The 14,979-nt window shown below is 72.7% G+C and carries 14 protein-coding genes; 8 read left to right on the forward strand and 6 right to left on the reverse strand.

The genetic code is table 11. From position 1 onward, the window contains the following. Window positions 1-118: 118 nt before the first annotated feature. Both QU602_RS15765 and QU602_RS15770 read left to right on the forward strand, forming a co-directional pair. Entirely contained in the window at window positions 119-1,327 is a 1,209-nt protein-coding gene (locus QU602_RS15765) for a sensor histidine kinase (RefSeq protein ID WP_308797406.1), read from the forward strand. Beyond that, window positions 1,324-1,995, forward strand: a complete 672-nt coding sequence (locus QU602_RS15770; RefSeq protein ID WP_308797407.1) for a response regulator transcription factor — start codon at window positions 1,324-1,326, stop codon at window positions 1,993-1,995. The genes QU602_RS15765 and QU602_RS15770 overlap by 4 nt, the downstream gene beginning before the upstream one ends. Window positions 1,996-1,999: 4 nt before the next feature. Here the strand turns inward: QU602_RS15770 and QU602_RS15775 are convergent, their stop codons facing one another. Together QU602_RS15775 and QU602_RS15780 are read right to left on the reverse strand one after the other, a co-directional pair. Beyond that, window positions 2,000-2,677 carry a DedA family protein gene (locus QU602_RS15775; RefSeq protein ID WP_308797408.1) on the reverse strand — a complete coding sequence of 226 codons (678 nt, stop codon included), beginning with the start codon at window positions 2,675-2,677 and terminating at the stop codon, window positions 2,000-2,002. Window positions 2,678-2,905: 228 nt separating this feature from the next. Next, a complete protein-coding gene (locus QU602_RS15780) occupies window positions 2,906-3,688 on the reverse strand; it encodes an IclR family transcriptional regulator (protein WP_308797409.1) in 783 nt (260 codons plus the stop codon). An 89-nt stretch (window positions 3,689-3,777) separates the two neighbouring features. On the opposite strand from QU602_RS15780, the gene hutH reads away from it, so the two are divergent. From hutH to QU602_RS15810, 6 genes are all read left to right on the forward strand, one after another. After that, on the forward strand, window positions 3,778-5,328 hold the full coding sequence (hutH, locus tag QU602_RS15785; RefSeq protein ID WP_308797410.1) for a histidine ammonia-lyase: 1,551 nt from the start codon (window positions 3,778-3,780) through the stop codon (window positions 5,326-5,328). A gap of 223 nt (window positions 5,329-5,551) precedes the next feature. After that, on the forward strand, window positions 5,552-6,949 hold the full coding sequence (locus tag QU602_RS15790; protein WP_308797411.1) for a M23 family metallopeptidase: 1,398 nt from the start codon (window positions 5,552-5,554) through the stop codon (window positions 6,947-6,949). A gap of 87 nt (window positions 6,950-7,036) precedes the next feature. Continuing rightward, the gene (gene hutU, locus QU602_RS15795) at window positions 7,037-8,737 is read left to right on the forward strand and encodes a urocanate hydratase (protein ID WP_308797412.1); all 1,701 of its coding nucleotides are present in this window, start codon (window positions 7,037-7,039) and stop codon (window positions 8,735-8,737) included. A 212-nt stretch (window positions 8,738-8,949) separates the two neighbouring features. Further along, on the forward strand, window positions 8,950-10,281 hold the full coding sequence (gene hutI, locus QU602_RS15800; RefSeq protein ID WP_308800199.1) for an imidazolonepropionase: 1,332 nt from the start codon (window positions 8,950-8,952) through the stop codon (window positions 10,279-10,281). Between the two features lie 275 nt (window positions 10,282-10,556). Then, a complete protein-coding gene (locus QU602_RS15805; protein WP_308797413.1) occupies window positions 10,557-11,120 on the forward strand; it encodes an RNA polymerase sigma factor in 564 nt (187 codons plus the stop codon). Further along, on the forward strand, window positions 11,110-12,369 hold the full coding sequence (locus QU602_RS15810) for a hypothetical protein (protein WP_308797414.1): 1,260 nt from the start codon (window positions 11,110-11,112) through the stop codon (window positions 12,367-12,369). Before QU602_RS15805 ends, QU602_RS15810 begins: the two co-directional genes overlap by 11 nt. Window positions 12,370-12,394: 25 nt before the next feature. Here the strand turns inward: QU602_RS15810 and QU602_RS15815 are convergent, their stop codons facing one another. From QU602_RS15815 to QU602_RS15830, 4 genes are all read right to left on the reverse strand, one after another. Next, complete coding sequence (locus QU602_RS15815; protein ID WP_308797415.1) at window positions 12,395-12,691, reverse strand: DUF503 domain-containing protein; 297 nt, start codon at window positions 12,689-12,691, stop codon at window positions 12,395-12,397. 106 nt (window positions 12,692-12,797) lie between these two features. Beyond that, on the reverse strand, window positions 12,798-13,283 hold the full coding sequence (locus QU602_RS15820; protein WP_308797416.1) for a SixA phosphatase family protein: 486 nt from the start codon (window positions 13,281-13,283) through the stop codon (window positions 12,798-12,800). 38 nt (window positions 13,284-13,321) lie between these two features. Further along, window positions 13,322-13,867 carry a hypothetical protein gene (locus QU602_RS15825; RefSeq protein WP_308797417.1) on the reverse strand — a complete coding sequence of 182 codons (546 nt, stop codon included), beginning with the start codon at window positions 13,865-13,867 and terminating at the stop codon, window positions 13,322-13,324. Window positions 13,868-13,942: 75 nt separating this feature from the next. Beyond that, window positions 13,943-14,872, reverse strand: coding sequence for an arginase family protein (locus QU602_RS15830; RefSeq protein ID WP_308797418.1), 930 nt, complete (start codon window positions 14,870-14,872; stop codon window positions 13,943-13,945). Between the last annotated feature and the right edge of the window lie 107 nt (window positions 14,873-14,979).

Below are 14,979 nucleotides of genomic sequence, written 5' to 3' on the forward strand. Positions count from 1 at the left end.
GCGCCGTTCGGAGGCTTCCGGGCGGCCGGAGGGCGGCACGCCCCGCCGACGAACGTCGGCCGGGATCTTCGACCTTCGTCGCATTCCCCGGCGGCGTACCGCGCCCTAGCATCGAGACGTGACGTCACGGTCCGCTTCAGCTGTCGGAGGCCGATCCCCGGCCGGAGACCGGCCCGCCGGTCGGCGCGCGTGGACCAATCCGCTCGACCTCGCCATCGCGGGCGTGGTCGCCGCGTGGGCCACGATCGAGGCCCTCCTCATCCCGTCGACCGCGCCGGCCACGCAGCTCGCGTTCGCCCTGACGATCTCGCTGCCCCTCGCGGTGCGGCGGCGGTTGCCGATCACGGTGATGCTGATCGTCGCAGCCGCGCTCATCGTGCACGCGAGCTTCGCCGGCCCGGATGCGACATTCAATCCGTTCCCGAGCCTGCTGATCGCGACCTTCACCGTCGGTGAGCGCGTCGCCCCGTGGTGGCTCGCGGCGCTGGTCGGCGTGGTGCCGATCGCGGCCATGCTCACCGCGAACGCACTCGGCTACTTCGGTGCGGGTGTCGACGCCGCCGGAACCGTGCTGCTCGTCTTCTTCGTCGGCGCGACATGGGCCGGAGGGCGCATCGTCAGACACCGCGCCCAGGCGGTGGACGAGGCCCGGCGAAGCTCGGCGCAGCTCGCACAGGACGCCGTCGCGACCGAACGCGAACGCATCGCACGGGAGCTGCACGACATCGTGGCGCACGCGCTCTCGATCATCGCACTGCAGGCCGCCGCGGCACAGCGGTTCCTGCCGAAGGATCTCGAACGGGCCGGCGAGCACCTCGAGCTCACCCGGCGTACCGCACAACAGGCCCTGGGCGAGATGCGGAACCTGCTCGGCGTGCTCCGCGAGGAACCCGCGCTCTACCACCCCCAGCCCGGGATCGCGCAGCTGCCCGAGCTCGTCGCCGAGACCGAGGCGTTCGGCCACCCATGCTCCCTGGAGGTCGACGCCTCGCTCGAGGGCGACCCCTCGCGCGACGGGCTCAGCGACGGCCACGCACTCGCGGTCTACCGGGTCGTGCAGGAGTCGCTCACGAACGTGCGCAGACACGCGCCCGGCGCCGATGTCGCGGTCACGGTCCGTCGCCGCGGCAGCACCGTCGAAGCCGTCGTCGAGAACGGTCGGCCTCGCCCCGAGGCATCCGCTCATGAACCACTCGCCGGAAGCGGCCAGGGCCTGCCCGGCATGGCCGAGCGCGCGCGCGTCTACGGCGGCACGCTCGACGCGGGGCCGCGACCCGAAGGAGGCTGGCTCGTGCGACTCTCGATGCCGCTGGAGGCCGGCGCATGACCGCCGGCGCCGACCCATCCGTGCTCGTCGTCGACGATCACGCCCTGGTGCGGTCGGGCATCGTCGGACTCCTCCAGGCGGCCGACTGCCGGGTGGTCGGCGAGGCCGGCGACGGCCACGCGGCGATCGATGCCGCGGTCGCGCTCCGGCCCGACGTGGTGCTCATGGACATCCGCATGCCCGGACTCGACGGCATCGCGGCGACCGAGGCCCTCGTCAGCCGTCCCGATCCGCCGAAGGTGCTCATCCTCACGACGTTCGATCTCGACGAGTACGTGTACCGCGCCCTCCGGGCGGGTGCGTCCGGGTTCCTGCTCAAGGATGCGCCGCCGGAGCGACTGATCGACGCGGTCCGCATCGTCGCGCAGGGCGAGACCCTGCTCGCACCCGCGCTCACACGGCGGCTCATCGAGCGCTACATCCAGGCCCCGCCGCCGAACGCGGCGGACCCCGGCCCCGCCGACCTCACCCCGCGCGAACGCGAGGTGTGGCTGTGCCTCGCGAAGGGCCGATCGAACCTCGAGATCGCACAGCAGCTGTTCCTGAGCGAGGCGACCGTCAAGGCGCACGTCACGCGACTGCTCGCCAAGCTCGGCCTCAGGGACCGGGTGCAGGCGGTGGTCGCCGCGTACGAATCAGGGTTGATCCGCCCGGGTGAGCCGACCTGACGAGTCAGTCGGCGTCGTCGGACGCCGCGGTGCGCCGCGTGAGGGCACGGTGTTCGCGGTAGCGCCGGATGATGAGCACGGCGAGCGCGATCAGGATGGCGCTGTAGACGACGTAGTCGAGGTACTTCAGGTACTCGTCGAGCAGTTCGTGCTGCGTTCCCAGGGCGGCGCCCACGCCGATCAGCAGCCCGTTCCACAGGCCCGAGCCGATCGCGGTGAAGAGGCAGAAGATGAGGAGGGGCATGCGGTCGGCGCCCGCCGGAAGCGAGATCAGGCTCCGCACCCCCGGCACCACGCGCCCAACCAGAACCGACCACTGGCCGTGCTTGTGGAACCAGCGCGCCCCGGCCTCGAGGTCGGAGAGGCTCACCAGCCTGGTCCAGGCGATCCAGCGGATGGCTCGCTCGAGGCCGATCCACGCCCCGAGCGCGTAGAAGACGAGCGCGCCGAGCAGCGAGGCCAGCGTGCTCCAGACGATGAGCCACACGAGGTTCAGCTCCCCGGCCTGGCTGAGGTAGCCCGCGAACGGCAGGATCACCTCGCTCGGGATCGGTGGGATCAGCACTTCGACGAACACGAGCACGCCGACGCCGATGTCACCGAGTGCGGTGAGCACGTCGGCGGCGAAGCCGGTGAGACCGGTGAATCCGTGATCGGTGGTGGCGGTGACGAGGGCGGTCATGTCGGCTCCGGGGGTCGGGGTCGGCGGTCCAGGCGGTCGGCGCGCGCGGCGGTGACACCGGCGGGCATCGTCGGGTGCTCTCCGTCGATGCTACGGATTGGTTCGCCCCCGAGGCATCCGACACCCGAGCGACCCGCGGTCATCCGCGAGGATGACGCGCGGCACGCCGGGATCTCGCGCCGCTCAGCACGCTAGCGCGGTCGGGTGTGCAGAACCTGGCAGCCGCCGTCAGGCGTGCGCACCGATCCGCCGACTGAGCGTCGCAGCGGCCTCGCGCACCTCATCGGCGATGGTGTCGACTGCGCCGCGCGCGGTGTCCTCGGGAAAGGTGACGGCGATCGCCGCGGCCGGCCAGCCGACATGGTCGAGCACGGCCGCGCCGATCGACGCGAGCCCGGGGGTGACCTCGCCGTGCTCGCTCGCGCGCCCATCGGCCCGCACCTGCTGGAGCAGGCGCTTCAGCCGACCGTACGACCACGGTTCACCCCCATCATCGCCGCCGGTCCGCTCGGGAAACGCGGGCGTGTCCGGGTACAGCGCGCGCAGCTGCGCCGGTGGCAGCGCGGCGAGCATGGCCCGGCCGGTCGCGGTCAGATGCGCCGGCAGACGCACGCCGACGTCGGTGACCAGCGAGGGCCTGCGCGGGGCGCGCTCCTCCACGAGGTACAGCACGTCCCGGCCGTGCAGCACCGCGAGATGCCCGCTCTCACCGACACGGTCGACCAGCGCGGCCACCAGCGGCCGGCCGAGCCGGGTCAGCGGTTGCTGACGGCTGAAGCCGCTCGAGAGCTCGAACGCCGCGACGCCGAGTCCGTACCGGCGTTCCTCGGGGAGGTGCACGACGAAACCGCGTTCCTGCAGCACGGCGAGGAGGTGGTAGACCGACGACCTCGGCAGGCCGAGCGCCGTGGCGATGGTGGCCGCCGGCACGGGACCGCGCTGCGCCGCGAGGTGCGCGAGGATCTGCAGCGTCTGGTCGGCCGCAGGCACCTTCGATCGTTCGCCGGGCATGACGCCCCTCTCCATCGCCGTCCGGGATACCGGACGGAAGCCTACCCGCACGCGTTCCCGCCGAGACCCTCGCGCGATGAGATCGATGCATGCGAACGCTTCAGTCTCAGGTTCCGGCGCCCGTCGCCGTCGGCGTGGGCCCGCTCACGATCGACGAAGTCGTCGCAGTCGCCCGCCACGGAGCATCCGTCGTCCTCGACACGACCGCACTCGACGCGGTCGCCGCGGCTCGCGCGACCATCGAGGCGCTCGCCGAAGATCCCGAGCCGCACTACGGCATCTCGACCGGGTTCGGCGCGCTCGCCACGACCTTCATCGGCGCAGACCGCCGCGGCCAGCTGCAGGCGAGCCTCATCCGCTCGCACGCCGCCGGCGCCGGAGCCGAGGTCGAACGTGAGGTCGTGCGCGCCCTCATGCTCCTGCGGCTCTCGACCCTCATGACCGGCCGCACCGGGGTGCGGCGCGAGACCGCCGAGACCTACGCGGCGATCCTCAACGCCGGCATCGTGCCCGTCGTCCGCGAGTACGGCTCGCTCGGCTGCTCAGGCGACCTCGCCCCGCTCGCGCACTGCGCGCTCGCCGCCATGGGCGAGGGCGAGGTGCGGGACGCCTCCGGCGCGCTGACCGACGCGGCGACCGCCCTCGACCACGCGGGCATCGCGCCGTTGCGCCTCGCCGAGAAGGAGGGGCTCGCGCTCATCAACGGCACCGACGGCATGCTCGGCATGCTCGCCCTCGCGATCCACGACCTCCGGGCGTTGCTGAACACGGCGGACCTGGCCGCCGCGATGAGCGTCGAAGGCCTCATGGGCACCGACGCGGTGTTCGCGGCCGACCTGCACGAGCTCCGGCCGCAGCGCGGCCAGGCGGTCTCGGCGGCGAACATGCGGCGTCTGCTCGCCGGCTCGCCGATCGTCGCGAGCCACAAGGGCCCCGAATGCACGCGCGTGCAGGACGCCTACTCGCTGCGCTGCGCGCCGCAGGTGCACGGTGCGGCGCGCGACACGGTCGAGCACGCCGCATCCGTCGCCGGCGCCGAGCTCGCGAGCGCGATCGACAACCCGGTGCTCACGCGCGACGGCCGCGTCGAGTCCAACGGGAACTTCCACGGCGCGCCGGTCGCGTATGTGCTCGACTTCCTGGCGATCGCGGTCGCGGATGTCGCCTCGATGAGCGAGCGACGCACGGACCGGTTCCTCGACCCGGCGCGCAACCAGGGGTTGCCGCCTTTCCTCGCGCACGAGGTCGGCGTCGACTCGGGCCTCATGATCGCGCAGTACACGGCGGCTGGGCTCGTCTCCGAGCTGAAGCGCCTGGCCGTGCCGGCTTCGGTCGACTCGATCCCGTCGTCGGCGATGCAGGAGGACCATGTGTCGATGGGGTGGGCCGCTGCCCGGAAGCTCAGGCGCGCGATCGACGGGCTCACGCGGGTGCTCGCGATCGAGCTGATGACGGCCGCGCGCGGGCTCGCGCTCCGTACGCCGCTCAGCGCGGGCCCGGCGACCGGGGTGGTCGCGTCGATGGTGACGGATGCCTCGGGCGGCGGCCCCGGTCCCGACCGCTTCCTCGCGCCCGAGATCGAGGCCGTGGTCGAGCTGGTGCGTTCGGATGCCGTGCTCGCGGCATCCGCGACCGTCTGATATACTCACATACCATTATCGATCGCCGTATCGACCACATGCTTCGCGCAGAGCTGTTGTGCACGCCTGGGGTCGATGCCAAACTAGGGCCTGCCGGAGCAAAGTGCGCTGACAGCGATGTCGGCTGACTCCCTCTCCGGCAACGGACGGATACCCGATGTCGTCGAACGAACGAACGCACAGGACTCCGCGCCGGGCGAACTCCGTCCGGCGGAAGTGCACGGTGCTCTCGGCCGGGTTCGCCGCACTCGTGCTCGCTTTCGGCGCAGCGGCACCCGCGCAGGCCGCCGAGGTGCCGCCCACGACGCCGCCCGCGACGGCCGCCCCCACCTCGGAGCCGACGCCCACCACGCCGGCGCCGTCGTCCGAGCCGACCGATCCGCCCACGCCGAGCGACCCGCCGCCAACTCCGACGGACCCACCGCCGACCGATCCGCCACCCACGGACCCGCCCCCGACCGACCCTCCGCCGACCGATCCGCCGCCGACGGATCCACCACCGACGACCCCGCCACCGACCACGCCGCCGCCGACGACCCCGCCGACCGGCACCCCGTCGCCCGCGCCGGCGCCAGCGGCGCCCGCGCCGGCTCCCGTCCGAGCGCCGGTGCTCATCGGCAACGGCCCCGTCCTGCGCATCGCGTCGAGCCCCGACCCGGGACTGGCCGGTCTCTTGACCGCTCGGACCGCCCTCGACCAGTCCTCGCTCGCGCTCCGGAGCGCCGAGGCCGCCCTCGCCTCGGCGAAGGCCGATCGCGCCGCGGCCCGCACCACGGCGCTCCAGCTCGATGGCGTGGCCGCCGACGCTCGCGAGAAGGCCGACGAGGCCGGGCGGGCGTACCTGACGGCGGACCGCAGCGGTGATGCCGCGAATGCGTCGATGGCCGCGGCCTACGGCGCCGGGCAAGACCTGCTCGCCGGGCTCAGCGGCATGGCGCGCATGGCCGAGCTCGAGGGTGAGGCCGACGAGCTGCTCGACCTCGCCGAGCGACTCGACGCGAAGGCCGAGGCCGCCGAGGAGCGCGCGCTCTCCGCCTGGGCCGACGTCGACGCCGTCCCGGTCGAAGAGCGTCAACAGGACGTCCGGGCCACCGAGGCGACCGTCACGCAGGCGCGCGCCGAGTTGTCGGGACTGCAGACCCGCGTCGCCGCGTCGAGCGTGGAGCTCATCGACTCGCTGCCATCCGATTCGGGGCAGCTGAGCGAGCAGGGCTGGTCGCTGCCGGTCAGCGGGCGCACGAGCGATGAGTTCGGCCCGCGGCCCGAGAAGCCGGTTCCCGGTGTGAACGAGTTCCACCGCGGCACCGACATCGCCGCGAGCTGCGGTGCGCCGGTGTTCGCCGCGACCGGCGGCATCGTGCTGGAGGCGCGCGTCAACGGCAGCTACGGCAACTGGATTCTGCTCGACCACGGCCTCGGCGTGTCGACCGGGTACGCCCATCTGAAAGACGGTGGCGTGCTCGTCTCACCGGGCCAGCGCGTCGAGGCCGGGCAGCTGATCGGCGCCGTCGGCTCGACGGGTGCGTCGACCGGGTGCCACCTGCACTTCGAGGTGCGGCTCGGCGGCGTCGCGGTCGATGCCAAACCGTTCCTCGCCGCTCGTGGTATCGCCCTCGGCTGACCACCGAGCAGGCAGGCGTCCGGGATCCCAGACGCCGCGACCGAGGCATCCATTGCCGGCCCACGCCGCCTGCGCGAGCATCGTCGCATGACCACCGGAGCACCCCGAACCGTCCGCGCTGCGCGCGGCAGCACGCTCACCGCGAAGAGCTGGCAGACCGAGGCGCCACTGCGGATGCTCATGAACAACCTGGACCCCGAGGTCGCCGAGCGGCCCGAAGACCTCGTCGTGTACGGCGGCACCGGCAAGGCCGCGCGCAGCTGGCCGGCGTTCGACGCCATGGTCCGTGAGCTCGAGACGCTCGAGGCCGACGAGACGCTGCTCGTGCAGTCGGGCAAGCCCGTCGGCGTGTTCCGTACGCACGAGTGGGCGCCGCGCGTGCTCATCGCGAACTCGAACCTCGTGGGCGACTGGGCGACGTGGCCCGAGTTCCGACGACTCGAGGCGTTGGGCCTCACGATGTACGGGCAGATGACGGCCGGCTCGTGGATCTACATCGGCACGCAGGGCATCCTGCAGGGCACCTACGAGACGTTCGGCGCCGTCGCGCGCTCGCTCGCGACGAAGCGCGGGGCGACGGATGTCTCGGGCGCGACCCTCGCCGGAACACTGACGCTGACCGCGGGCTGCGGCGGCATGGGCGGCGCCCAGCCGCTCGCGGTGACGATGCAGGGCGGCGCGGCGCTCATCGTCGACGTCGACGAGTCGCGCCTCCGCCGGCGGGTGGAGCACGGCTATCTCAACGAGGTCGCGCCCGACCTCGACGACGCGATCGCCCGGGTCGTCGCCGCCAAGCGCGATGGTGCGGCACGGTCGGTCGGGGTCGTCGGCAACGCCGCGCTCGTCTTCGGCGAGCTGCTGATCCGACACCGGGCCGGCGACCTGCAGGTCGACATCGTGACCGACCAGACGAGCGCGCACGACCCCCTCTCGTACCTGCCGGTCGGGGTCGCCCTCGCCGACTGGCAGGCCGAGGCGTCGCGGGACCCCGACGGGTTCACCGCACGGGCTCGGGGCAGCATGGCCAAGCAGGTCGCGGCGATGGTCGGGTTCCAAGACGCCGGAGCCGAGGTGTTCGATTACGGCAACTCGATCCGCACCGAGGCCGCGCTGGGCGGGTTCGACCGGGCCTTCGAGTTCCCGGGCTTCGTGCCCGCCTACATCCGGCCGCTGTTCGCCGAGGGCAAGGGGCCGTTCCGGTGGGTCGCGCTCTCGGGCGACCCCGCAGACATCGCCGCGACCGACCGCGCGATCGTCGAGCTCTTCCCAGAGGACGCGCACCTCCGGCGCTGGATCTCGCAGGCGAGCGAGCAGGTGCACTTCGAGGGACTGCCCGCGCGGATCTGCTGGCTCGGCTATCAGGAACGGCACCTCGCCGGACTGAGGTTCAATGAGATGGTCGCGTCGGGCGAGCTGAGCGCGCCGATCGTGATCGGGCGCGATCACCTCGACGCCGGGTCGGTCGCGAGTCCCTATCGAGAGACCGAGGCCATGGCCGACGGCTCCGACGCGATCGCCGACTGGCCGTTGCTCAACGCGCTGCTGAACACCGCGTCGGGTGCGACGTGGGTGTCGATCCATCACGGCGGGGGCGTCGGCATCGGCCGGTCGATCCACGCCGGGCAGGTCGTCGTCGCCGACGGCACCGACCTCGCGGCCCAGAAGATCGCGAGGGTGCTCGTGAACGACCCGGGAACGGGCGTCATGCGGCATGTCGACGCCGGCTACGACCGGGCGGTCGAGGTCGCGCGCGAGCGCGGCCTCCGCGTACCGATGCGCGATGCGTGAGCCGGCCCGTCGCATGCACGCGTCCGCCGTCCCCCCACGTCCTCGATTCCTTGCGCAGCACGAGCCCCGATTCCTTGCTCAGGAAGAACGGGCCGACACGCCGACGGGGATGCCGCTCGGCCGGCGTGCCGCGTCGTTCCTCCTGAGCAAGGAACCGCGGGGACGCGGGTGGGCACGGTCGGGAGGAGCGGCGCGTGAGCGATGACGGCGGCGTGAAGCGGATGCTCCTGACGGGCATCGGTGAGCTCGTCACGAACGACCCGACGCCGGGGCGCGAAGGCGGTGCCCTCGGGATCGTCCGCGACGCGGCGGTCCTCGTCGAGGACGGACTCGTCTCGTGGGTCGGCCCGGTCGGTCGCGCGGCGGAGGCCGCCGAACACGCAGGTCGACACCGGCGCGGACCCGGCGACGCTGGAGCCGGCGGCCACCGAGCGCGCGGCCCGCACGCCGACTTCGGGCCCGGCCGAGCGCGCGACGATGCCCGCGACGGCGACGAGCACCGGGCACTCTGGGATGCGGCCGTCGACGTGGTCGACCTCGGCGGCGATGCGGTGATCCCGGGCTTCGTCGACAGTCACACGCACCTCGTGTTCGGCGGCGACCGCGCCGACGAGTTCGCAGCCCGCATGGCGGGGCAGGCGTATGAGGCGGGAGGCATCCGGTCGACCGTCGCGGCGACGCGCGCCGCGACCGACGACGAGTTGCGCGACCGGCTCGCGACCTTCGTGGCCGAGATGCACGCGCAGGGCACGACCACGTTCGAGATCAAGTCGGGGTACGGGTTGCGTGTGCACGACGAGGAGCGCCTCGTCCGACTGGCCCGCGAGGTGACCGATGAGGTGACGTTCCTCGGCGCGCACGTGGTGCCGGCGGAGTTCGCCGAGGCGGGCGGCGCCGACGCCTACGTCGACCTCGTCGTCGGCGACATGCTCGCCGCGTGCGCGCCCCACGCGCGCTGGATCGACGCCTTCTGCGAACGCGGCGCGTTCACCGAGGCACAGTCGCGCCGCGTCCTCGAAGCCGGACGCGCGGCCGGCCTCGGCGTGCGCGTGCACGGCAATCAGCTGGGTCCTGGCGCGGGCGTCGCGCTCGCGGTCGAGCTCGGCGCGGCGTCGGTCGACCACTGCACCTATCTGAGCGACACGGATGTCTCGCTGCTGGCCTCGTCCGACACGGTCGCGACCCTGCTTCCCGGGGTCGAGTTCTCGACGAAGCATCCGTACCCCGACGCGCGCCGCCTGCTCGACGCGGGGGCGACCGTCGCGCTCGCGAGCGACTGCAATCCGGGCTCGAGCTTCACGAGCTCGATGCCGTTCTGCATCGCGGTCGCCGTGCGGGACATGGGGATGACCCCGTCCGAGGCGCTCTGGGCGGCGACCGCGGGCGGCGCCCGGGCACTTCGCCGCGACGACGTCGGCGTGCTTCGCGCCGGAGCCCGAGCCGACTTCGTGCAGCTCGCCGCGCCACGCCACATCCACCTCGCGTACCGGCCCGGTGTTCCCCTCGTCCGCAGCGTCTGGCAGGCCGGCACCCGGCTCCCGTGACGTCGCCCGCGCTCCACGTGCCACCCGCGTGCCACCCGCCTGGCCCACCCACCTGCCCGGGTGCCCCCCGTCAGGCCACGGTGTCGCGCAGGTGGTCGTCACCGCTCCCGCGGACGAACCGTTCGCGCGAGCTCTGGCGGCGGTGTCGCGCATGCGGTCGTGGTCGTGTCGCCGATACGGCATTTTGCGCGACATCGCTCGACCGTGTGGCAGCGAATCGGACGGGTGTGTGACCTTTCTCCGTCTCGCGACACTTCTAGGGTGAGGAGGTGCACGTGGACGAGGGTGATGGCACCGATGCCGACCTGCTGGACCGGGTCGCGCGCGGGGATCAGCGGGCACTGTCGGTCGTGTTCGACCGGCATGCCGCCGCGGTGACCCGGTACGCATGGGCGATGGCCGCCAGCCGGCCCGACGTCGAGGAGATCGTGCAGGACACTTTCGTCACCATGTGGCGCAAGGCCGACGAGATCGCACTCGCCGAGGCATCCCTGCTGCCCTGGCTGCTCGTGACCTGCAGGTACCTCGCGCTCAACGCCGCCCGCAAGGCAGCGAAACACGACGCCGACGAACTCGACGAACTGCGCGCCGCAGGCGCCGCCGGCGCCGTCCGCGACCACCACGACGCCGAAACGGCGCGCGACGACCTGCGCTGGGTGCTCGCCGAGATCGAAACCCTCGACCCGATCGATCGCCGCGTGTGCGAGCTGTGCCTGATCGACGGCCTCCCCTACGCCGACGCCGCCCGCGAGCTCGGGCTCAGCGTCGGCGCCGTGAAACAACGTGTATCCCGAAGCCGGAACCGGCTGAGGAAGGCGGTGACCCTCGATGAGGTCTGAACCCCCCACCGGAGACGAGCTGAACCGCATGCTCGTCTCGATGAAGCAGCAGGTGCTCGAACAGGCCGCGAAGGAACCTGCACCGGCCGCGCGCGGCCGCTCGATCCACCGCGGTCTCGCGCTCGGACTCGGCGTCACGCTCTTCCTCGGCGTCGGCGCCACCGCGGCGTACGCCATCACCGTCGCCGCATCCCAGGACCCGGTCGCGGCACCACCCTCCCAGACGTTCACGCCACCCGCGTCACCCACACCCGAACCGACCCCGAGCGCCACGCCGGCGCCGCCCGAGTTCGAAGTCGAGCCGGGGCAACCCGCGTCACGCTACGGGCTCGACTGCGACACCCTCGTCGACCCCGCGCTCATCAACGCGCTGTTCCCGGTGTCGGTCGCACCCGCCGACCCGATCGTCACCGCGTCCGGGGTCGGCATCTCGATTCCGCGCCGCACGTCGATCATGTCGATCGGGGGAACGGTGTGCGAGTGGTCGAACGGCGTTGCGAGCAACGACCAGTACGGCGTCTCACCTGAGCATGTGGGGGTCACCATCTCGGTGACGCCGCGCCCGGCCGTCGGCTGGTCCCCGCGCACGGATGGCATGCTCGATCTCGACCGATGGTCGCCCGACTGCGGCGTCGATACGGGCTCCTGCTTCGCAAGTGCCGGCGTGAATGATGCCTGGGTGACCATCGAGACGGTGGGAGCGACCACGGCGGCGATGGACCTTGCTCGATGGCACCTCTTGCGCGACTCGGTGATCGATACCGTCGCGGCCGCCGGCCCGGCCGCTCCCCCATCCTTCGTCGAGCGTTCAGAGGCCTCGCACGTCGGCGTGTGCGAATCACTCCTCCCGCTCGAGTCGGTTCGATCCACGACGGCACGTCCCGACGTCCTCCCCGGAAGCCCGAGCGGCGGCGGCTGGAGCGACTGGGCCGAAGCCGCGTCGATCGCCGGCAACCTCTGGTGTGCATGGTCCGGCGAGGAAGACATGAACTCGGCCGCGACGCTCTCGTGGATCCGAGACGGGCGGTGGGCGTTCACTCGAATGCTCGAAGCACAGGTCGGCATGCCGGTCGAGATCGCAGGCCTCCCTTCCGCCGAGCCAGCCATCGCCCGATGCTATGAGTTCGGAGACGGCTCGATCTGCGCGGTGGACCTCATGATCGGTGACGACTGGTTCAACGTGTCTGCGCGCACCGAGGCGACCGCGGTCGCGCTCGCCGAGGACATACTTCAGCGCTCCGCGGAGTAGCCACCAGCAGGTCGGGCCACCGTGCTCACTCGTCGTCCCCGCGCAGCATGCGGCGCCTGGCCGACAGCAACGTGACCTCGGGCCGCTCGGCGACGAGCCGCTCGGCACGATCGAGCACGTCGGTGACCCAGCCGGCGGAGCCGGCCACCACGGCCACGCCGATCGCGGCACGGCGGTGCAGATCCTGATCGCCGACCTCCGCGACGCTCGCGTCGGTCTCACGGCGGAGCTCGGCGACGATCGGCCGCACGACGGCACGCTTCTGCTTCAACGAGTGCACGTCGCCGAGCAACAGGTCGAACTCCGTCCAGCCGATCCACACGCCTCGAGTGTTCCATCGGTACGGACGTGCGTCGAGCCGATCCCGTCAACATGCGCGGGTGTCAGCGCCGACACACCCGCAGATCGTGACGGAGATCCCGCCGCCGTCAGTCCTTGGGCGAGTCGACACGGACGAGTTCGCCGGCGGCGTCCGCGGCATCCGTCCAGCGCTCGACCGGCAGCCGCACCTCCGCGATCGTGCAGGTCGGCAACTCGACGTCCGCACCGGTCAGTCGGCCAACGAGCGCACTGAACTCGGGGTTGTGACCGACGAGTATGGCCGTCGCCGCCGTGTCGTCGAGCTCCACGACGACCTCGAGCAGGTGCGCGACGCTCGTCGCGTACATCGACTCGTCGAGCTGCACGGATGCCTCGTCGAGACCAAGCTCGTCGGCGAGCGCCGCGGCCGTCGTGCGGGCGCGGAGCGCCGTGCTCGACCGGATGAGGCCCGGACGCACCCCGCGCTCGGCGAGGCGACGCCCCATGCGCGGTGCGTCACCGCGCCCGCGATCGTTGAGCGGCCGGTCATGGTCGGCGAGGCCGGGGTGTCCCCAGTCGGACTTCGCGTGGCGCACGATGAACAGCGTCTTCACCCGCCCAGCCTTCCACCGTCGCGCGCGAGGCGCGACCCCTACGGCCGGTCGTCGAGTCGCCAGGCGATGGTCACCCGGCCCGGCCCGGCATGAATGCCCTCCTCGATCACCGCACCGACCGGCCCCCAGCTCGGAGCCCGGCGATGCCCTCCGGCGGCGAACACCCACCGGTCGGCCCAATTCGACGTGAACGTCACCTCGGACCCGCCGTCGGCCGAGACGATGCCGCTGGTCCGTACGCTGAGACGCTCGCCGGCCCGGGCGGGCACCCTCGCGCGAACCCGGGTGCCGAACGCCGGGCGCTCGACCGGGCCCAGCACCTCGCCGCCGCCGACCGCATCGATCTCGATGGCGGCGACGCCGTCGGGCACGGTCAGCTCGAACCACAGCGTCGGCACGAACGAATCGGCCGGGGCCTCGCAGACGCAGGACCCACCCGTGTCATCGAGGATCCAGGCGAGCGGTCGATCGCTCGAAGCGGCCAGGGCGACGGCCGAGCCGCCCCAGCCGGGAAGGCTCCGGCCGTGCAGGTTGGCGCCGTGCAGGTCGGCGCGCGTGCGCATTCGTCGGGTTTCGCGCTGCATATTAATACTGTAGGCCGACGACATCATCATTCGCAACGGCCCCGGCAGAGCGCCCGCGGCACACCGACCGCCCCGTCAGCGCAGCGAGATCCCCGCGAGCATCTCGAGCACGCAGAGCGCGGCGAGGCGGACCGTGCGCCCGTCCGGAGCATCCGTCGTCGCGTCGATCTCCACGAGATCGGCCGAGCGCACGCGCGGATCGCGCGCCGCCTCGCGCACGAGCGCGCGCAGCTCCCACGCGGCCAGGCCACCCGGCACCGACGCGGGGCACGCCGGCGCGACCGACCGATCGCAGACGTCGACATCGATGTCGAGGTGCACCGGGCCGCCGGCCGCCCCGGCGATCGCGACCGCCTCCCGCATGACCTCCTCGGGCGTGCGCCGATGCAGCTCGTCGCGGTGCACGACGGTGATGCCGAGCCCGGCGGCCCGCCGCGCATAAGCCCCCGAGTTGGCGAAGTCGGCGATGCCGATCTGCACGATGCGCGTCGGGTCGAGACCGGCCTCGACGAGCCGGCGCACGGGCGAGCCGTTCGAGACCCCGTCGCGCAGGTCGAGGTGCGCGTCGAGCGTGACCAGCCCGGCGGTGGCGAGCTCGGCGCCCCACGCGCCGAGTGCGACCGGCACGGTCACCGAGTTGTCGCCCCCGAGCGCGAGCAGCACCGATCCACGCTCGAGCGCCGAGGCCACGGCCGCCGCCGTGCGCCGCTCCCCCGCGGGCCCGTCGGGCTCGTCGACGTCGCCCGCGTCCGCCGCCTGAAGACCCGCAAGGTCGCGCCCTTCGTCGGGCCCGCCGCGGCCGGGCGCGAGCGCGGGCGAGTACCGCCGCAGCGCGGCACGGATCGCCGCCGGGGTCGTGTGGGCGTTCGTCGGCGACAGCGAGGTGCGCCAGGCGGGCACCCCCAGGAGCACCAGGTCGGCGCGTGCGCCGGGTTCCAGGTCGCTCGGCTCCGGCCACGCGCCCGCGCGCGGCCAGAGCGGATCGTGCGGGAGGGCGTCGGCCATGCGGCCAGGCTAACGACGGCCGGATGCCTCGGACGAGACATCCGGCCGTCGTAGCGTCTGTCATGCCAGACGCGGAGCGACCGGACGAGCCGGCCACCCACGCGTTA

The organism is Agromyces protaetiae, from assembly GCF_030866785.1.
Taxonomy (GTDB): Bacteria; Actinomycetota; Actinomycetes; order Actinomycetales; family Microbacteriaceae; genus Agromyces; species Agromyces silvae.